Raw genomic sequence first — 19328 nt, forward strand, 5'->3', positions numbered from 1 at the left:
TTGACCGCGTTATCGTTCTTCGCGGGCAAGCCTCGCTCCTACAGAGGACCACCGATCCGTAGGAGCGAGGCTTGCCCGCGAAGGCGTCTGAACAGCCGCCACACAACCCATGCAAAACCCGCCGATGGCGGTTATTCTTGGCCCCGACTGCTTACGCTTGTAACGGGGGAAATGCCAGCATGGACAAAGTCATCGTCATCACCGGCGCAAGCCGCGGAATTGGTGCCGCCACGGCGCTGTTGGCCGCAGAACAGGGCTATCGGATCTGTATCAACTATCAGTCCGACGAACAGGCGGCGCACAGTGTGCTGGAACAAGTCCGCGCACTCGGTGCCCAGGCCATTGCGGTGCGCGCCGATGTCAGCATCGAAGACGAAGTGATCGGCCTGTTCCACCGCGTAGACACCGAACTCGGTCGGGTCACGGCGCTGGTGAATAACGCCGGCACCGTCGGGCAAAAGTCGCGGATCGACGAAATGTCTGAATTCCGTATTCTGAAAATCCTCAAAACCAACGTCCTGGCGCCGATCCTCTGCGCCAAACACGCGATCCTGCGCATGTCGCCCAAACATGGCGGGCAGGGTGGCAGCATCGTCAACGTGTCGTCGGTCGCTGCCCGCTTGGGCGCCCCCAGCGAATATGTTGACTACGCCGCGTCCAAAGGCGCGCTGGACACCTTCACCATCGGCCTGTCCAAGGAAGTGGCGGGCGAGGGTATTCGCGTCAACGCCGTACGTCCGGGTTACATCTACACCGATTTCCATGCATTGAGCGGCGATCCGGACCGGGTCAGCAAGCTGGAGTCGGCAATCCCGATGGCCCGGGGTGGGCGGCCGGATGAAGTGGCGGAGGCGATTGTGTGGTTGTTGTCGGATAAGGCTTCTTATGCGACCGGGACTTTCGTTGACCTGGGTGGTGGGCGTTAATTTCCGAATTTGTGTTGTCCCGGCGGGCCTCATCGCGGGCAAGCCACGCTCCCACAAAGAACTGTGTTGGTCAAAAAGCTTGTGAACGACGCAGATCCCGTGGGAGCGCGGCTTGCCCGCGATGAGGCCGGTGCCGGCAACATCGAACTTTCAGAACGACCGCACAATCCGCCCCAACGTCTCCATTGCCTTCTCCGAATCCTCAGTCCACGGGCTGCCGTAATTCAACCGAATACAATTCCTGAACCGCTGGGTCGGTGAAAAGATCGGCCCCGGCGCGATGCTGATCCCTTGCGCCAATGCCATCTGGAACAACTTCAACGAATCCATCTGCGGCGGCAGCTCCAGCCACAAAAAGTACCCTCCCGCCGGCTGACTGACACGCGTCTGGGCCGGGAAGTAACGGGCGATGGCCGCGAGCATGGCGCTTTGTTGCTCTTCCAGGGCGTAACGCAGTTTGCGCAGGTGCCGGTCGTAGCCGCCGTGTTGCAGGTAATCGGCGATGGCGGCCTGGGCGGGCATTGAGGCGCAGAGCGAGGTCATCAGTTTCAGGCGTTCGATTTTCTGCGCATAACGCCCGGCAGCGACCCAGCCGATGCGGTAGCCGGGGGCCAGGCTCTTGGCGAACGAACCGCAATGCATCACTAGCCCTTCGGTGTCGAAAGCCTTGGCCGGTTTCGGCGCTTGTTGGCCGTAATAGAGCTCGGCGTAGACATCGTCTTCGATCAGCGGCACCTGATGGCGGCGCAACAGCTCCACCAGTTCCTGTTTCTTCGCCTCGGGCATGGTCGCGCCCATGGGGTTCTGGAAACTGGTCATGCACCAACAGGCTTTGATCGGATGCCGTTCCAGGGTTTGGGCGAGCACGCCGAGGTCGATGCCGTCGCGCGGGTGGACCGGAATTTCCACGGCTTTGAGTTTCAGCCGCTCCAGCACTTGCAGGCTGGCGTAGAACGCCGGGGCTTCGATGGCCACCAGGTCGCCGGGTTCGGTCACGGCTTGCAGGCACAGGTTCAGGGCTTCGAGGGCGCCGTTGGTGATCAGCAGTTCTTCCATGGGCAGCATCAGCCCGCCGACCATGTAGCGCAGGGCGATTTGTCGACGCAGTTGCGGGTTACCCGGCGACATGTCGGTAACCACCATGCGCGGGTCCATTTCCCGGGCGGCGCTGGCCAGCGAGCGAGACAGGCGTTGCAGCGGGAACAGCGTGGGGCTGGGGAAGGCCGAGCCGAAGGGCACGGTGTTCGGGTCCTTGATCGAGTCCAGCACCGAGAACACCAGTTCGCTGACGTCGACTTCGGTGGATTCGTTGACCTGGCTGCTGATCACCGGCTCCGAAAACGGGCTCGGTGCATGGGTATTGACGAAGTAACCGGAGCGCGGCCGAGCGCGGATCAGACCACGGCGCTCAAGCAGGTAATAGGCCTGGAACACCGTGGACGGGCTGACCCCGTAAGTCTGGCTGGCGTAGCGCACCGACGGCACCCGCTGGCCGGGACCGAGGACGCCGGAGCGGATCAGTTCAGCGATGTCATCGGCGAATTTTTCGTAGCGTTTCATCAAGTGCCCGGGTTGGATAGTCATTCTGGAGAATCGGGGTGGCTCATTCGCGGGCAAGCCTCGCTCCTACACACACCACCGCACTGTAGGAGCGAGGCTTGCCCGCGAATGAGCGCGAAGCGCTCGCCATCTTAATGGCTCAACGGTTCATCGGTGCAACAAACCGGCTCTTGGCCACGCTGTTGATGTCCGGCTCATCGCTGTCGACAATCTTGAAACTGATGGTCTGCGAGCTACTGCTCGGGCGATCCGTGGTCATGGCCACCGATACCGGCACGTCGACGATCTCTCCGGGGGCCAGGCTCAGTTCAGTCTTGCCTTGCAGCTGGAAGCCGTCGCCATCGACCAGCGTCAATCGATAATCCTGACGTTGCTGGGTCTTGTTGATGACCTTCAGGCTGTAGATGTTTTCGATCTGGCCTTCACTGTTCTCGCGGAACAGGCCACGGTCCTTGCTCACGTCCAGCGACACCATTGGCCGCTCCACCAGCGCCAGGGCGAGAGCGCCGATCATCACCAGCAGCACGGCGGTATAACCGATCAGTCGCGGCCTCAGAAGTTGGGTTTTGCCACCCTGCAATTCATGCTCCGAGGTGTAGCTGATCAGCCCACGGGCGTAGCCCATTTTGTCCATGATCGAGTCACAGGCGTCGATGCACGCGGCGCAACCGATGCACTCCATCTGCAAACCGTCGCGGATGTCGATGCCGGTCGGGCAAGACCTGCACGCACAATTGGCAATCGATGCAATCACCCAGTCCGACCTCGGTGGGTTTGACGTCACGTTTACGCGGGCCACGGTTTTCGCCGCGGGCCACGTCGTAGGAAATGGTCAGGGTGTCCTTGTCGAACATCACGCTCTGGAACCGTGCATACGGGCACATGTGCATGCACACCGCTTCGCGCAGCCAACCGGCATTGATGTAGGTGGCGCCGGTGAAAAACAGCACCCAGAACAGGCTGACCCCGCCGATTTGCAAGGTCAGCAGTTCTTCGGCCAGTGGCCGGATCGGTGTGAAGTAGCCGACAAAGGTCAGGCCAGTGAGCAAGCTGATCGCCAGCCACAGGGTGTGTTTGGCCGAGCGGCGGAGCAGTTTGTTCAGGCCCCAGGGTGCGGCTTGCAGCTTGATTCGCTGGTTGCGCTCGCCTTCGGTGATCTTCTCGCACCACATGAAGATCCAGGTCCAGGAACTCTGCGGGCAGGTGTAACCGCACCAGACCCGGCCTGCGAACACGGTGATCGCAAACAGGCCGAACGCAGCGATGATCAGCAGCGCCGACAGCAGAATGAAATCCTGTGGCCAGAAGGTCGCGCCGAAGATGTGGAATTTGCTTTCGGAAAGATCCCAGAGCACTGCCTGGCGGCCACCCCAGTTCAGCCACACGGTGCCGAAGAACAGCAGAAACAGAACCCCCGCGCCACTCATGCGCAGGGTGCGGAACAAACCCGTGAAGCTGCGGGTGTGGATCAGGTTGTCGCTGGATTTGGCCTTTATCTTTGGACGCAAAGGCTCGAAGTTTTCTACAGTTCGGACGGGGATTCTATCGCTCATGGTCTTTCGCTCATCAGCCTCCATCAGGCCTGAGCACTATGACCAGCGATCTGTTTGCATAACAGACTCAGCTAAAGCAATAAAAAGCGGATCAGATGAGTTTCTGGCACCCGCCTGCGACAACTTGATGCACCCGCAACGGCTGGCCGAAAACGCCTGTGCCAGGTGTTTGCGGCGTGTGTTGATGCGGGTCAGTCAAATCACCGAATCACTGTCCGTGGCCTTCAAATGCCGGCGACCGTCCACTGCGCCTGCTACGGTCAATGCATCAGCTTCTGCTTCGGTGATGTAGATGCGCTGGCCGTCGAGGTCCACCGCCGACATGGATTTTTCCGCGTCGGTGACGATGGTGATGTCGGGGCAAAGACGAATTTCTTCGCCGTTCCTGGTGATGAAGAAGCAGGTCTGGTTTTCGATGTGCACGGTCATGGGGGTGCCCTTTTTTTGCAGGTTCCAGATCGTTAGGACGCATCGGCCTCTCATCGTTCTGTGCAACCGATTAATGGTGGGGGCGGTCCACCTTTTATCGAGTGACTTCCATTGATCATCATAAGGACCGCGTCATGAACGCCTGGTGGCATGAGGTTTGGGTGACGCTGCAAGCAGAGTTCGCTGACATCGGCGACGCGTCACAACTGAAAAGGATCGCCCCCCGCACGACTGATCACTCAGGGGTGACGATTTCCGGTGGCTGGACGGTCGGTGGCTCTTCGCGCGGCGGCGGGTTGGTGCCCGGCGGTTCCTGCTCGGGGACGGGGGCGGGCTTGGTCGGCGGTGTTGGCTGTGTCGGCGGTACCGTCGGCTCATCGATGTTCGGATCGGGTGTCTCGGCCGGGATTGGAATGCTCATCGCTACAGTCTCCAGTGGCAGATGGCGTGAGTCGTGCTTAAGTTGGTTGACCCATGCGCAGGTCATTTGATTCCCCGAAAGACTTGGCAAATCCCTCTGAACTTTTACCGGTGCCTGCTGTTCGGAACTTAAGTGAGTTCATGTCGGGGCAGACCGCTTCGTGTGAACGACGACCAGGCACAAGAGCGTCCTTGGGGCGTTAAGGAGAGATGCTCGATGACCGCTGAAAAACCCACAGAGTTGAGCTACAACCCTCATATACCGCTGTCGCAGGCGTTACTGCTGCCGCGGATCGTGATTGAAAACACCATGCCGACCCTCGATGGCGGGCAATTCGCGGTTAAAGCCGTGGTCGATCAGGACGTGGTGGTGACCAGCAAGGTGTTTGCCGACGGCCACGACAAAATGGCCGTGCGCATTCGCTGGCGTGCCGAGGGCGACGAAACCTGGCAGAGCGAGGTGATGGCCGAGCTGGGCAATAACGGCTGGCAGGGCCAGTTTCGCGTGCAGAAGCAGGGCCGTTATGTGTTCTGCCTTGAAGCCTGGATCGATCAGTTCGCCAGCTTTTGTTATGAACTGAAAAAAAAGCACGACGCCGGCGTCTCGGTCAGCCTGGAACTGCAGGAAGGGCGCACCCACGTCCAGCAGGCCGCCGAACGCTCTGAAGGCCCGCTCAGTGAACAACTGGCGGCGTTGCATCATGAATTGTCCGGTCTGCTCGAAACCGAGCAGGTCGCCTTGTTTCTGCACCAACGCAGCGCGGACTTGATGGCCCAGGCCGACCATCGTCCCTTCCTGAGCCTGAGCCCTGAATACCCGGTGGACGTGGAGCGAGATCTGGCACAGTTCGCCAGTTGGTATGAACTGTTTCCGCGCTCGATCACCGACGATCCGGCCCGTCACGGCACCTTCAATGACGTGCATTCGCGGCTGGCGATGATCCAGGACATGGGCTTCGACGTGTTGTATTTCACGCCGATCCACCCGATCGGCCGCAGCTACCGCAAAGGCCCGAACAACTCGTTGATCGCCGGCCCCGACGACCCGGGCAGCCCGTACGCCATTGGCAGTGAAGAGGGCGGGCATGAGGCGATTCACTCGGAACTGGGTACTCGCGAAGATTTTCGCCGGCTCGTCGCGGCCGCCGCCGAGCATGGGCTGGAAGTCGCCCTCGACTTTGCGATTCAGTGTTCCCAGGACCACCCGTGGCTCAAACAGCACCCGGGCTGGTTCAACTGGCGGCCGGACGGCACGATCAAATACGCCGAGAACCCGCCGAAGAAATACCAGGACATCGTCAACGTCGATTTCTATGCCGTGGACGCGATTCCCAGCCTATGGATCGAGTTGCGCGACATCGTCGTGGGCTGGGTCAAGGAGGGCGTGAAGCTGTTTCGCGTCGACAACCCTCACACCAAACCGTTGCCGTTCTGGCAGTGGATGATCGCCGATGTGCGGGCGCTGTACCCCGAGGTGATCTTCCTGGCCGAAGCCTTTACCACGCCAGCGATGATGGCGCGCCTGGGCAAGGTCGGTTATTCCCAGAGCTACACCTATTTCACCTGGCGCAACACCAAGACCGAGCTGGCGACCTATTTCACCGAGCTCAATGAGTCGCCGTGGCGTGAATGCTACCGGCCGAATTTTTTCGTCAACACGCCAGACATCAATCCGGCGTTCCTGCATGAATCCGGACGCCCCGGTTTTCTCATCCGTGCCGCGCTGGCGACCATGGGTTCCGGCCTGTGGGGCATGTATTCGGGGTTTGAGCTATGTGAAGCAGCACCGGTGCCGGGCCGGGAGGAATACCTCAACTCCGAGAAGTACGAAATCCGCCCACGGGACTTCAACGCGCCGGGCAACATCATTGCCGAAATCGCCCAGCTCAACCGCATCCGCCGACAGAACCCGGCGTTGCACACGCACTTGGGCCTGAAGGTCTACAACGCCTGGAACGACAACATCCTGTACTTCGGCAAACGCAGCGTTGATGGCAGCAATTTCATTCTGGTGGCGGTCAGCCTTGATCCACATCATGCCCAGGAAGCGAACTTCGAATTGCCGTTGTGGGAAATGGGCCTGCCCGATGATGCCGTCACTCAGGGCGAAGACTTGATGAATGGCCACCGCTGGACCTGGCACGGCAAGTACCAGTTCATGCGGATCGAACCGTGGCATCTGCCGTTCGGGATTTGGAGGATTACTCGTTCCTGATCCTGGCGAAGATCAATGTGGGAGCTGGCTTGCCTGCGATAGCGGTGGGTCAGCGCCAAAAATGCTCACTGACAGATTGCTATCGCAGGCAAGCCAGCTCCCACACTGACCGCATTTCTTCAGGCAGATACTGTTTTCCCAGAATTTTTCAGGAGTTACAAATGGCGAAGAAACCCAGGTCAGCCACCTTCATCAAGGACCCGCTCTGGTACAAGGATGCGGTGATCTACCAGGTTCACATTAAATCTTTTTTCGACTCCAACAACGACGGGATCGGCGACTTTCCCGGCCTTATCGCCAAACTCGATTACATTGCCGATCTGGGCGTCAACACCATCTGGCTGTTGCCGTTCTATCCCTCGCCACGGCGCGACGATGGCTATGACATCGCCGAATACCGTGGCGTACACCCTGACTACGGCACCTTGGCCGATGCCAAGCGCTTCATTGCCGAGGCCCATAAACGCGGGCTGCGGGTGATCACCGAACTGGTCATCAATCACACCTCGGACCAGCACCCGTGGTTCCAGCGCGCGCGCAAGGCCAAGCCCGGTTCGGCGGCCCGCGACTTCTATGTCTGGTCCGATGACGATCAGAAATACGACGGCACCCGCATCATCTTTCTCGACACCGAAAAGTCCAACTGGACCTGGGACCCGGTGGCCGGTCAGTACTTCTGGCACCGTTTCTATTCCCACCAGCCGGACCTGAACTTCGACAACCCGCAAGTGATGAAAGCGGTGCTGTCGGTAATGCGTTACTGGCTCGACATGGGCATCGACGGCCTGCGACTGGACGCGATCCCGTACCTGATCGAGCGCGATGGCACCAATAACGAAAACCTGCCCGAGACCCACGACGTCCTCAAGCAGATCCGTGCCGAGATCGACGCAAACTATCCCGACCGCATGTTGCTGGCCGAGGCCAATCAGTGGCCGGAAGACACTCAGTTGTACTTTGGCAACACCTCTGCCGACGGCCAGAACGGCGACGAATGCCACATGGCCTTTCACTTCCCGCTGATGCCGCGCATGTACATGGCGCTGGCCCAGGAAGATCGCTTCCCGATCACCGATATTCTGCGCCAGACCCCGGAAGTTCCCGCGAACTGCCAGTGGGCGATTTTCCTGCGCAACCACGATGAGCTGACCCTGGAAATGGTCACCGACCGGGAGCGCGATTACCTGTGGAATTACTACGCGGCCGACCGTCGGGCGCGGATCAATCTGGGGATTCGTCGGCGTCTGGCGCCGTTGATGGAACGTGATCGTCGTCGCGTGGAACTGCTTAACAGCCTGCTGCTGTCGATGCCCGGCACGCCGACCCTGTATTACGGCGATGAAATCGGCATGGGCGACAACATCTACCTCGGCGACCGCGACGGGGTGCGCACGCCGATGCAGTGGTCGATCGACCGTAACGGCGGGTTCTCCCGCGCCGACCCGGCCAGTCTGGTGTTGCCGCCGATCATGGACCCGCTGTACGGCTACCTGTCGGTCAACGTCGAAACCCAGGCCGGTGACCCTCACTCATTGTTGAACTGGAACCGGCGCCTGCTCGCGGTGCGCAAGCAGTCCAAGGCCTTTGGTCGTGGGACGCTGAAGATGCTCTCACCGAGCAATCGACGGATCCTGGCGTACACCCGCGAATTCACCGGGCCGGACGGCAAGCACGAGGTTATTTTGTGCGTGGCCAACGTGTCCCGCAGCGCGCAGGCGGCGGAACTGGATCTGTCGGCTTACGTCGGCATGGTTCCGGTAGAGATGCTCGGCGGCAATGCGTTCCCGCCCATTGGCCAGTTGAATTTCCTGCTGACGCTGGCGCCTTACGGTTTCTATTGGTTCGGGCTGGCGGCGGAAAACCAAATGCCGAGCTGGCACGTGGAGCCGGCGCAAAGCCTGCCGGACTTCACCACCCTGGTGCTGAAGAAACGCATGGAAGAGCTGCTCGAAGCGCCGTCCCGCCACACCCTGGAACAGGGCATCCTGCCGAGCTGGTTGCAAAACCGCCGCTGGTACGCCGGCAAGGACGGCATCATCGACAACGTCAACCTCGCTTACGGCGTGCGTTTCGGCGACCCGCTGCATCCGGTGCTGTTGGGTGAAATCGACGTCACCAGTGGTGGGCAGACCAGCCGCTATCAGTTGCCGTTCGGTTTTATTTCCGAGGAACAGGTTGGCGCGGCCTTGCCGCAGCAATTGGCACTGGCCAGGGTCCGGCGTGGGCGTCAGGTCGGTTTGATTACCGATGCCTTCAGCCTCGACAGCTTTGTTCATGCCGTGTTGCAGAGCATACAGGCTGGCATGGTGTTGCCGTCGGACGGTGGCGAGATCCGTTTCGAGCCTACCGACGAACTGGCCAGACTCGGGCTTACTGCCGAGTCGGAGGTGCGTTACCTGTCCGCCGAGCAATCCAACAGTTCGGTGGTGATCGGCAGCAGCCTGGTGCTGAAACTGATCCGCAAGGTCGCGTCAGGCGTGCACCCGGAACTGGAAATGAGTGCATACCTGACCCATGCCGGTTTCCAGAATATTTCGCCGCTGTTGGGGGCAGTGATTCGTCGCGATGCGGCGGGTGAGGACACGCTGTTGATGATCGCCCAAGGCTACTTGAGCAATCAGGGCGACGCGTGGGAATGGACCCAAAACAACCTCGAACGGGCGCTTCGCGACGAACTCGCTGATGCTATGTCCGAACAGGAGCAGCACTACAACGCCCTCGGTGAGCTGAGAGATTTTGCCGGCATGCTCGGCCAGCGCCTGGGAGAAATGCATCAGGTGTTGGCAGCCCCGAGCGCCAACCCGGACTTCGCGCCACAAATCACTACTCAGAAAGATGCCCTGGCCTCGGCCAAGGACGTGACGGCGCAACTGGAACATGCCCTGAAGCTGCTCAAACAGCATCAAACTGAACTGAGCGCGGCGGATCAGGCATTGGTCGGTCGCTTGCTGGACAACAAAAAAGCCATCCTCAGCCATGTCCAGGAACTGGGTAAAAAGGCTGCTGGTGGCCTGCGTATTCGCGTGCATGGCGACTTGCACCTGGGGCAGGTGCTGGTGATCAAGGGCGATGCCTATCTGATCGATTTCGAAGGTGAGCCGGCACGGCCGCTGCATGAGCGCCGAGGCAAACACAGCCCTTATAAAGATGTCAGCGGCGTGTTGCGCTCCTTCGATTATGCGGCGGCGATGGCGATCAACGTGCACAACGTCGATAACACTGCCGATGCCCAGGCGGCGCGTCAACGGGTCGCCGATCGTTATCTGAAAGAGGCGCGGCAAGCATTTGTCGACGCTTATCGGCTGGCGGCAGCTAGTCTTGCTCATGCATGGCAAGATCCTGAAGGCGAAGACGCCGCGCTGGCGTTGTTCGGTCTGGAGAAGGCGGCTTATGAAGTGGCCTATGAGGCTGAAAATCGCCCCACCTGGCTGCCCGTGCCGTTGCACGGTCTGTACGGGTTATTGAGTGGGCTCAAACCCTTTTCCGATCTTGGTGGAGAGTAGTCATGAGTATCTCGAACAAGGAACAGGGGCACGTGGAACAGGCGCTGCTGCCCAGGGCGCGGGATATCGATGCGTTGGTACGCGCCGAGCATCGGGACCCCTTTGCAATTCTCGGCCCGCACGGCGATGGCGCTGGCGGGCAATTCATTCGAGCCTATCTACCGGACGCCTTGAGCGTGCAGGTGGTGGACAAGGAATCCGGGGAAGAACTCGGCAACCTTGAGACCACCCAAACTCCGGGGCTGTTCGTCGGGCACTTCGAGCGAGCCCGACCCTATCAGTTGCGAACCCGTTGGGCCGGTGGCGAGCAACTCGCCGAGGACCCTTACAGCTTTGGCCCGTTACTCGGCGAGATGGACTTGTACCTGTTCGCCGAGGGCAATCACCGCGACTTGAGCAGTTGCCTCGGCGCACAGCTGAAGACGGTCGATGGCGTAGAGGGTGTGCGCTTCGCCGTGTGGGCGCCGAACGCCAAAAGGGTCTCGGTGGTCGGTGATTTCAACGTCTGGGACGGCCGTCGGCATCCGATGCGCCTGCGCCATCCTTCCGGCGTCTGGGAGTTGTTCATTCCGCGCCTGCAAGCGGGGGAGGCCTACAAATACGAAATCCTCGGTGCCCACGGCATTTTGCCGCTCAAGGCCGACCCGATGGCCCTCGCCACCGCTCTGCCACCGGACACAGCATCGAAGGTCGCCTCGCCGCTGAAAATCGACTGGCAGGACCACGACTGGATGCAGTCGCGGGGCGAACGTCAGCGAACCAGCGCACCGTTATCGATCTACGAATTGCACGCCGGTTCCTGGCAATGCGAGCTGGATGACCTGGGCGAGGTCGCCCGTCAGTACACCTGGCCCGAGTTGGCCGAGCGGCTGATTCCTTATGTGAAGGAGCTGGGTTTCACCCACATTGAATTGATGCCGATCATGGAGCATCCGTTCGGTGGTTCCTGGGGGTATCAACTGCTGTCGCAATTTGCCCCGAGCGCCCGTTACGGCACGCCGGATGAATTCGCTGCTTTCGTCGATGCCTGTCACCAGGCCGAGATCGGTGTGATCCTCGATTGGGTGCCGGCGCATTTCCCTACTGATACCCACGGCCTGGCGCAGTTCGATGGCACCGCGCTGTATGAGTACGGCAACCCGCAGGAAGGTTTTCACCAGGACTGGGACACACTGATCTACAACCTGGGCCGCACCGAGGTGCACGGCTACATGCTGGCGTCGGCGCTGCACTGGCTCAAGCATTTCCACGTCGATGGTCTGCGCGTGGATGCAGTGGCGTCGATGCTGTATCGCGATTACTCGCGCAAGGCCGGCGAATGGGTGCCCAACCGTCACGGCGGTCGGGAGAATCTGGAGGCCATTGATTTCGTCCGCCACCTCAACGATGTGGTGGCCCTGGAAACGCCGGGTGCGCTGGTGATTGCCGAGGAGTCCACGGCGTGGCCGGGTGTCAGCCAGGGCACGCAGCAGGGAGGGCTGGGTTTTGCCTATAAGTGGAACATGGGCTGGATGCACGATTCACTGCATTACATTCAGCAGGATCCGGTGTACCGCGCCCATCATCACAATGAGCTGAGTTTCGGCCTGGTGTATGCCTGGTCCGAGCGCTTCATCCTGCCGATTTCTCACGATGAAGTGGTGCATGGCAAGCATTCGCTGATCGACAAGATGCCCGGCGATCGCTGGCAGAAGTTTGCCAACCTGCGGGCTTACTTGAGTTTCATGTGGACGCATCCCGGCAAGAAACTGTTGTTCATGGGCTGCGAGTTCGGCCAGTGGCGCGAGTGGAATCACGATCAGCAACTGGACTGGTATTTACTGCAATACCCGGAACACCAGGGGGTGCGCAAACTGGTCGGTGACCTGAATCGGTTATATCGCGAAGAGCCGGCGCTGCACGATCAGGACGATGCGCCGCAAGGCTTCCAGTGGTTGATCGGCGACGACGCGATCAACAGCGTCTATGCCTGGTTGCGCTGGAGCAAGGAGGGCAGGCCGGTATTGGTGGTGGCCAACTTTACCCCGGTGCCGCGTCAGTCCTACCGTGTCGGCGTACCGTTTGCCGGGCGCTGGGTCGAGTTGATCAACAGCGATGCCGACACTTATGCCGGGTCCAATTACGGCAATGGCGGCGGGGTGTTCACCGACGAAGAACCGAGCCATGGCCAGGTCCTCTCACTGGCGTTGAATTTGCCGCCGTTGGGGGTGTTGATATTGCGGCCGGAGGGTTGATCCAAAACCGCGTCCTGATCGTTCCCACGCTCTGCGTGGGAATGCAGCCCGGGACGCTCCGCGTCCCAAGGTGGACGCAGAGCGTCCATTGAGGCATTCCCACGCGGAGCGTGGGAACGATCATCGGCCAGGCTTCACCACCGCATCCGCACACCCAAACTGCCAATCAACCCGTTCAAATCATTGTCATCCACATCGCTACTGTAATCGGCGCTGATATACAGGCTGACCAAAGGCGTCACTCTGGCCACCAAACCCAGACCCACATCCACGGTCGATGAATTGCGACTGCTGCTGATTTTGTCGACCTGATCCAGGCTCACGGTATTGCCGGTGTACACCGTGTGCCACACGTTGGTCCGCACATACGGTTCGACCGGCAAGCCGTTAATGTCGTAACTGCCTTTCAAGCGTGCACCGACCCGACCGCTCCAGGAGGTCATGTCGCTGGAGGAAGCATTGCCTGAGCCGGCGTACGGCGTATCCAGCGTAATGCGTTGATTGATCAACTGCGCCTGGGGTTCGATCACCCAGTTATTACCCAGACCAATCGGGAAACCACCTTCCACCGACAGCGTCACCGCGCTGCCTTCGGTGGCTTGTCGTGCGCCCTGGTCATTGCGACTGTAGCCGTTGACCCGGCCACCGCTGGCCGTCAAGTCGACGTGCCAGCCTTGCGGGCCGGTCAGGCTCCAGTAGGCGCCGAGACTTTGGCCTTGGAGGTTGAGCGTGTCATGGCCGGGATCGGCAAGGGCGCGACTGGTCAGCAGGCCGTGGTCATTGCCCTGGAGTTGGGTGGTGCCGCCGATCAGTCCGACCCGTTGGGTATGGCCGCCGTTGCTTTGTACGGTCAGCAGCGCCGGGCCTTTGAATTCACTGGAGCCGGGGATAGAAGAACTTTGGGCCAGATAATCGGTTTGGGCCTGCCGTGAGGTCTTTCCATAGACGTGGTCCCAGGCCGAAGGCGCGGCGTCTTCAACCGTCAGGCGTGAGCTTTGTAAGTCTGGATTGACGCCTAAGCGGCCGGGATACGTGGCGGAACCGGCGGGCAAGGTAAGGGTTGGCAGTGCCTGGTTGTACCAGAGGGGTGTTTCGTCCTCGGCAGACGAGGCCCGCACCTCCATGGATGAACACAGCAGGAGTGAACCTGTGACCGTGCAAAAAGTGATTTTGATCTCTTGTGAGGTGAATGAAGTTTTCATGGGGGTCTACCTTGCAATCGCATGTGTATCTCGCTGTGGCGTCTCTCCTACCCCGAATGAGGGGCGACCGAATGGATTGAGGCAAGGTCAGACCCGCCCGTTTTTACAGGAGTCTGGAGGCTTGCCCCTGATGGATTTCCGGGGGTAGTAAGCACTAGCTAAGAAGACTGCTGGCGCTGCGTCAAGAAAGTGGCCGATAGGCGGTATGGCTATTTTAGGCGTTGTAAGTGACTGATTTTTGGCGCGTATATAAGTTGTTGTTTGTGCGAAAAATCATCTCGAAAGGCACGAGTCAGACGGGTTGAATAGGGGGTATCGGTTGTTTGACGGATGATCCAGTGCAGGATAAACAAACGGCATCGGCGCGCTATTGCTGTCATTTTTTCTGTCAGGGTTGGCAGTCCTTGGCGACTGCTGCTTGACGCTGTTACAGGCGCACCTCCACCGCCAGCGGCAAATGGTCTGATAGATGCGTCCAGGGTTTGTGGCTGAGTATTCGCGGTTCATGACTGCTGGCATTGCGCAAGTAGATCCGGTCCAGGCGCAGCAGGGGAAAACGCGCCGGGTAAGTTTTCGCCGGTCGACCATGATGACGTTCGAAGGCTTCATGCAGGTAGTCGCGCCGGGCGAGGGCGGCGTTGCCTTGCAACTGCCAGTCGTTGAAGTCGCCGGCAATGATCACCGGGGCCTCATCGGGCAGCGACTCGAGCAACAGGCAAAGCAATTGCAGCTGGAGTTGTCGATGGCTTTCCAACAGGCTCAGGTGCACGCAAATGGCATGCACTTCGGCATGGCCCGGCACATCCAGCACACAGTGCAACAACCCGCGCCGCTCGGGGCCAGTGATCGAGACGTCGAGGTTGCGAAATTCACGGATCGGATATTTCGACAGCAGGGCATTGCCGTGGTGGCCGTCGGGGTAGACCGCGTTGCGACCGTAAGCGAAATCGCTCCACATGCTGTCGGCCAGGAACTCGTACTGCGAGGTCGGTGGCCAATCGTTGTAGCGGGAAGAATGCCGGTCGTGCTCACCGACCACTTCCTGCAGAAACACCAGGTCCGCCGAGGTACTGCGGACTGCTTCGCGCAGTTCCGGGAGGATGAAGCGCCGGTTGAGGGCGGTGAAGCCTTTGTGGGTGTTGACTGTCAGCACTCTGAGTCGATGAATCGCCGACGGCGTGTTCGATGGCATTGATTCGACGGCTTGGCGTTCGGCATCGCTGGTCACGTTCACTCCTCTGAATCAAGGCTGATGTATGTATGCGACTGATGCATGGGCGAGCAGTTCAGTTTGAGCGACGCCAATCCAATGTGGGAGCGAGCTACTGTGGCTGGAGGCTTTTGGCTGAGGGGCTTTTGTGGCGAGGGGGCTTGCCCCCGTTCGGCTGCGAAGCAGTCGCAAAGCTTTTGGGGCCGCTTCGCGACCCAACGGGGGCAAGCCCCCTCGCCACAAAAGCCCCTCAGCCCAAAGCCCTCAGCCACAAAAGCCCCTCAGCCCAAAGCCCCCAGCCCACAAAAGACTTTCCTCGAATAATTCAGACAAACACAATTTCATACGGCAAACGCATGCGCTCCAGCAGTACCCGGGGCACTGACGGGGAGACGCCGATCATCGGTTCACCGTCGAGTTGGCTGGCGTAAGCGTAGGTGGCATGGCTTTTACGCGCGACGGTCCAGGTGTCGAGGCGTACCTTGCGCGCGCGATGCCAGGGGATCAGCCCATGGTCACGTGTCGGCCAGTGCCAGGCCCAAACCGGTATTTCGTTGAGCGTCGCACCGACCAGCGCCGCGGCCCTGGCGCTGGCACGGCCGACGGCGTCGTGGTCGAGGTTGCCGTCTTCGCGCCAGGTGGTGAACACCACATCGCCGGGGCGCAGGTAGCGGACGATGAATTGGGTCAGTTCAGACTCCCGCTCGGCCAGCCCGCTGTCGGTGAAGCCGGCGCGAATCCACTTCAGGCTGTGCATCGGCACTCCGAGCCGGCGCAAGGCTTCGACGCTTTCCTGGGGGCGGAATACGCTCAGGCGTTTCTGTGACCACTGTCGCGATCCAAAATGACTGTAGCTACCGTCGGTGATCGAGATCAATTGCAGAGGATGGCCAAGGGCGCACAGTTGTTGCAGGAGGCCGCCGCAGGTCACCACTTCATCGCCGGGATGCGGCGCGATCACCACTGCGCGAGCGCCGGCCGGGACCAGTGTTTCGGTGTTGATGACAGGGATGTTGTCCAGTTGCCGGGCGTTGTTCCAGATTTGCGCGGGCAGATCACTTTCGCTGATGGAAACCGTTTTCATAGGCGCTACGTCCTTGTTCTGTCTGGCCCTCAGTCGTGCGCAATGCTTGCGAGGGCGCAAGCCTGGCAGACCCGTGAAGGCGGGTAGATAGCAATTGCAGCGCTCCGAACCCTGGATTGCCGCGGGCAGAGTATTGCTCATGGAACGCTATTCGTCGCCCCAGTCTTTGGTCTGATACGATTTTTTTAACCCGGGCTGTGTCAGGTTTCGCAAATAATCGCAATTGCTGTAGGAGCGAGGCTTGCCCGCGAAGGCGGTGCGTCAGGTAACGATGATGTCGACTGACACACCGTCTTCGCGGGCAAGCCTCGCTCCTACATGGATGTTCACTCTTCTTCTTCGCGCTGCAACTCGAACAGCAGCAGCGAACGGCCGGTGACCGAATATTGGTGACCGAACTCGAAGCGTTCCTGGCCACGAATCGACGGTTGATTGGTATCGATCATGCAGGTCCAGAAACCGCCGTCAGGCACTTCCGGCAGCAGGAAGTTGACGATGTCATGGTGGGCGTTGACCACCAGCAGCAGGGTCGCGTCGGCGCCCTTGCGGCGAATGCCGGTTTCCTGGGCGCGGCCATCGAGCAGCATGCCCAGGCAACGACCGTGGCTTTCCTCCCATTGTTCGGTAGACATTTCGCTGCCGTCCGGGGCCAGCCATGTCACATCTTTGACGCCGATGTCTTCGTTGTAATTGCCCACCAGGAAGCGCCCGCGACGCAGAATCGGATAGGCCAGGCGCAATTTGATCAGGCGTTTGACGAACTTGAGCAGGGCCTTGCCGTCTTCGCTCAGGTCCCAATTGACCCAACCGATCTCGCTGTCCTGGCAATAAGCGTTGTTATTACCTTCCTGGGTGCGGGCGAACTCATCGCCGGCCACCAGCATCGGCGTGCCCTGGGACAGCAGCAACGTGGCGAAGAAGTTGCGCATTTGCCGTTGGCGCAGCTCATTGATCTCGGGATCGTCGGTAGGGCCTTCGACACCGTGGTTCCAGGACAGATTGTTGTTGCTGCCGTCCTGATTGTTCTCGTCGTTGGCTTCGTTGTGCTTGTCGTTGTACGACACCAGGTCGTTGAGGGTGAAGCCGTCATGGGCGGTAATGAAGTTCAGCGAGGCATACGGTCGGCGTCCACGCTGGTTGAACATCTCACCGGAGGCGGTCATGCGGTTGGCGAAGTCGGCGAGCTGACCGTCGTCGCCTTTCCAGAACGCGCGCACGGTGTCGCGGAATCTGTCGTTCCATTCGACCCAACCCGGCGGGAATTTCCCGACCTGATAACCGCCGGGGCCACAGTCCCAGGATTCGGAAATCAGCTTCACCTGGCGCAACACCGGATCCTGACGGCAGGCCACGAGAAAGCTGTGACGCTCGTCGAAACCGTCATGGTAACGGCCGAGGATGGTCGCCAGGTCAAAACGGAAACCGTCGACGTGCATTTCCGTGGCCCAGTAACGCAACGAGTCGGTGACCATTTGCAGCACGCACGGGTGACTCAGGTCCAGGGTATTGCCGGTCCCGGAATCGTTGATGTAGTAGCGCTTGTCGTCGGGCATCAGCCGATAGTAGGAGGCGTTGTCGATGCCGCGCATCGACAGGGTCGGGCCTTGTTCGTTGCCCTCGGCGGTGTGGTTGTAGACCACATCGAGGATGACTTCCAGATTGGCCTCGTGCAGGTGCGCGACCATCTCCTTGAACTCGGCGATCTTGCCGCTGGCCAGGTAGCGCGGGTCCGGGGCAAAGAACGCAATGCTGTTGTAGCCCCAGTAATTGGTCATGCCTTTGTGCAACAGATGCTGGTCATTGACGAAGGCGTGAATCGGCAGCAATTCCACGGTCGACACGCCGAGCTTGCGGATGTGTTCCAGCACGTCATCGACCATCAACCCGGCGAAGGTGCCGCGCAGGTTCTCGGGGACGGAGGGGTGACGCATGCTGAAACCGCGTACGTGAGTCTCATAAATGATCGTCTTGTCCCACGGCACGCTGACCCGATGGTCGTGGCCCCAGGTGTGGGCCGGGTCGATCACTTTGCATTTGGGCACGAAGGGCGCGCTGTCCCGTTCATCAAAACTGAGGTCGGCGTCAGGATGGCCGATGGTGAAACCGAACAACGCTTCGGACCATTTCAATTGGCCGACCAGTTGTTTGGCGTAGGGGTCGATCAGCAGCTTGTTGTGGTTGAAGCGATGACCGTTGGCCGGGTCGTACGGCCCATACACGCGATAGCCGTAGATCAACCCCGGATGGGCGTCGGGCAAGTAGCCGTGGTAGATCTCGTCGGTGTATTCCGGCAACTCGATACGTTCGATCTCCACCTCGCCGGCGTCGTCGAAGATGCACAGTTCGACCTTGGTTGCGTTAGCCGAAAACAGCGCGAAATTGACCCCCAGGCCATCCCAGGTTGCACCTAGCGGGAAGGGCAAGCCTTCACGTATCCGCGAGGCCTCGGCATGAGGCTCGGGCGCGGTTTTCTTTGGACTGGTCATAAATGCTCCTGCATTGGGGGGCTGCACTGGACCGCAATGAATCGGGCCGTGGTTTGCGAGCTGCGGTGTTGCGCGGGCGAGCGTGCCCTCGATGGCGAGGGGCACGCCGCGAAATCAAGCGGGGCAAGGCGGCAAACGTCAGGCCGTGGGCGGTTTACGCGCAGCGCGAGGCTTTTTCTCGGCGGTTTTCTTCTCGCCCGGAGGGATCACCGCCGAAGCCGCGGCGGGTTTGGCTTTGGGCTTGGCTTTGGCCTTGAGTGTCGGTTCGATGCCCTTGGCATTGACCAGCTTACCGTCCGGCTTGCCGGCAGCGGACTTGGTGCCGGCGGTTTTGCTGCCGCTTGCTTTCGCGGATTTGCCGGGGGCCAGGCGTTCGGCTTCGACCAGTTTGCAGGCCATCTCCCAATGGCGTTTTTCCTGGCCCACGGGTTTGCCCTCGGACTCCCAGATTTGATAGGCAAATTCGCGGATGCGTTTATCGTCGGTACTCATCGCAATGCTCCTGA

At 60.1% G+C, this 19328-nt stretch carries 12 protein-coding genes and 2 pseudogenes; 5 read left to right on the forward strand and 9 right to left on the reverse strand.

Annotated features, from left to right (window positions below):
- Positions 1-179 precede the first annotated feature (179 nt).
- A complete protein-coding gene (locus AB7M22_RS10330; protein ID WP_007901312.1) occupies positions 180-926 on the forward strand; it encodes an SDR family oxidoreductase in 747 nt (248 codons plus the stop codon).
- A gap of 150 nt (positions 927-1076) precedes the next feature.
- On the opposite strand, the gene mapR is transcribed toward AB7M22_RS10330, so the two are convergent.
- The 3 genes and pseudogenes from mapR to AB7M22_RS10345 all read right to left on the reverse strand — a co-directional run bounded on the left by mapR (position 1077) and on the right by AB7M22_RS10345 (position 4468).
- Positions 1077-2486 carry a GntR family transcriptional regulator MpaR gene (gene mapR / locus AB7M22_RS10335; protein ID WP_454188785.1) on the reverse strand — a complete coding sequence of 470 codons (1410 nt, stop codon included), beginning with the start codon at positions 2484-2486 and terminating at the stop codon, positions 1077-1079.
- A gap of 139 nt (positions 2487-2625) precedes the next feature.
- Positions 2626-4039 (reverse strand): annotated as a pseudogene (ccoG, locus tag AB7M22_RS10340) (cytochrome c oxidase accessory protein CcoG).
- Positions 4040-4234: 195 nt separating this feature from the next.
- Entirely contained in the window at positions 4235-4468 is a 234-nt protein-coding gene (locus AB7M22_RS10345) for a DUF3203 family protein (RefSeq protein WP_454186187.1), read from the reverse strand.
- A 134-nt stretch (positions 4469-4602) separates the two neighbouring features.
- Here AB7M22_RS10345 and AB7M22_RS10350 point away from each other — a divergent pair.
- Positions 4603-4695 (forward strand): annotated as a pseudogene (locus AB7M22_RS10350) (MgtC/SapB family protein); the annotation flags it as partial.
- 8 nt (positions 4696-4703) lie between these two features.
- Here AB7M22_RS10350 and AB7M22_RS10355 read toward each other — a convergent pair.
- Entirely contained in the window at positions 4704-4889 is a 186-nt protein-coding gene (locus AB7M22_RS10355; protein ID WP_454186188.1) for a hypothetical protein, read from the reverse strand.
- 216 nt (positions 4890-5105) lie between these two features.
- Here AB7M22_RS10355 and AB7M22_RS10360 point away from each other — a divergent pair, with 216 nt between their 5' ends.
- The 3 genes from AB7M22_RS10360 (at position 5106) to glgB (ending at position 12840) form a co-directional block, all read left to right on the forward strand.
- Positions 5106-7103, forward strand: coding sequence for an alpha-1,4-glucan--maltose-1-phosphate maltosyltransferase (locus tag AB7M22_RS10360; RefSeq protein WP_454186189.1), 1998 nt, complete (start codon positions 5106-5108; stop codon positions 7101-7103).
- A gap of 161 nt (positions 7104-7264) precedes the next feature.
- Positions 7265-10606: a maltose alpha-D-glucosyltransferase gene (treS, locus tag AB7M22_RS10365; RefSeq protein ID WP_454186190.1), complete on the forward strand. Its 3342-nt coding sequence runs from the start codon at positions 7265-7267 to the stop codon at positions 10604-10606.
- Positions 10607-10608: 2 nt separating this feature from the next.
- Positions 10609-12840: a 1,4-alpha-glucan branching protein GlgB gene (gene glgB, locus AB7M22_RS10370; protein WP_454186191.1), complete on the forward strand. Its 2232-nt coding sequence runs from the start codon at positions 10609-10611 to the stop codon at positions 12838-12840.
- A gap of 134 nt (positions 12841-12974) precedes the next feature.
- Here the strand turns inward: glgB and AB7M22_RS10375 are convergent, their stop codons facing one another.
- The 5 genes from AB7M22_RS10375 to AB7M22_RS10395 all read right to left on the reverse strand — a co-directional run bounded on the left by AB7M22_RS10375 (position 12975) and on the right by AB7M22_RS10395 (position 19314).
- Positions 12975-14042, reverse strand: coding sequence for an autotransporter domain-containing protein (locus tag AB7M22_RS10375; protein ID WP_454186192.1), 1068 nt, complete (start codon positions 14040-14042; stop codon positions 12975-12977).
- Between the two features lie 427 nt (positions 14043-14469).
- Positions 14470-15270 (reverse strand): endonuclease/exonuclease/phosphatase family protein, encoded by an 801-nt coding sequence (locus AB7M22_RS10380; RefSeq protein ID WP_454186193.1) that lies wholly within the window; start codon positions 15268-15270, stop codon positions 14470-14472.
- A gap of 307 nt (positions 15271-15577) precedes the next feature.
- Entirely contained in the window at positions 15578-16336 is a 759-nt protein-coding gene (locus tag AB7M22_RS10385) for a PIG-L deacetylase family protein (RefSeq protein ID WP_454186194.1), read from the reverse strand.
- A gap of 326 nt (positions 16337-16662) precedes the next feature.
- Entirely contained in the window at positions 16663-18822 is a 2160-nt protein-coding gene (gene glgX / locus AB7M22_RS10390) for a glycogen debranching protein GlgX (protein ID WP_454186195.1), read from the reverse strand.
- Positions 18823-18960: 138 nt separating this feature from the next.
- Positions 18961-19314: a DUF2934 domain-containing protein gene (locus tag AB7M22_RS10395; protein WP_007901336.1), complete on the reverse strand. Its 354-nt coding sequence runs from the start codon at positions 19312-19314 to the stop codon at positions 18961-18963.
- Positions 19315-19328: the final 14 nt, after the last annotated feature.

Source organism: Pseudomonas sp. ADAK2 TE3594 (assembly GCF_053628675.1).

What these genes read in the sequence shown, in the direction of transcription:
- AB7M22_RS10385 (WP_454186194.1), bottom strand. Translation starts at nt 16,336, where the DNA reads ATGAAAACGGTTTCCATCAGCGAAAGTGATCTGCCCGCGCAAATCTGG.
- AB7M22_RS10330 (WP_007901312.1), top strand. Translation starts at nt 180, where the DNA reads ATGGACAAAGTCATCGTCATCACCGGCGCAAGCCGCGGAATTGGTGCC.
- AB7M22_RS10395 (WP_007901336.1), bottom strand. Translation starts at nt 19,314, where the DNA reads ATGAGTACCGACGATAAACGCATCCGCGAATTTGCCTATCAAATCTGG.
- AB7M22_RS10375 (WP_454186192.1), bottom strand. Translation starts at nt 14,042, where the DNA reads ATGAAAACTTCATTCACCTCACAAGAGATCAAAATCACTTTTTGCACG.
- glgX (WP_454186195.1), bottom strand. Translation starts at nt 18,822, where the DNA reads ATGACCAGTCCAAAGAAAACCGCGCCCGAGCCTCATGCCGAGGCCTCG.
- treS (WP_454186190.1), top strand. Translation starts at nt 7,265, where the DNA reads ATGGCGAAGAAACCCAGGTCAGCCACCTTCATCAAGGACCCGCTCTGG.
- AB7M22_RS10355 (WP_454186188.1), bottom strand. Translation starts at nt 4,889, where the DNA reads ATGAGCATTCCAATCCCGGCCGAGACACCCGATCCGAACATCGATGAG.
- AB7M22_RS10345 (WP_454186187.1), bottom strand. Translation starts at nt 4,468, where the DNA reads ATGACCGTGCACATCGAAAACCAGACCTGCTTCTTCATCACCAGGAAC.
- AB7M22_RS10360 (WP_454186189.1), top strand. Translation starts at nt 5,106, where the DNA reads ATGACCGCTGAAAAACCCACAGAGTTGAGCTACAACCCTCATATACCG.
- glgB (WP_454186191.1), top strand. Translation starts at nt 10,609, where the DNA reads ATGAGTATCTCGAACAAGGAACAGGGGCACGTGGAACAGGCGCTGCTG.
- mapR (WP_454188785.1), bottom strand. Translation starts at nt 2,486, where the DNA reads ATGAAACGCTACGAAAAATTCGCCGATGACATCGCTGAACTGATCCGC.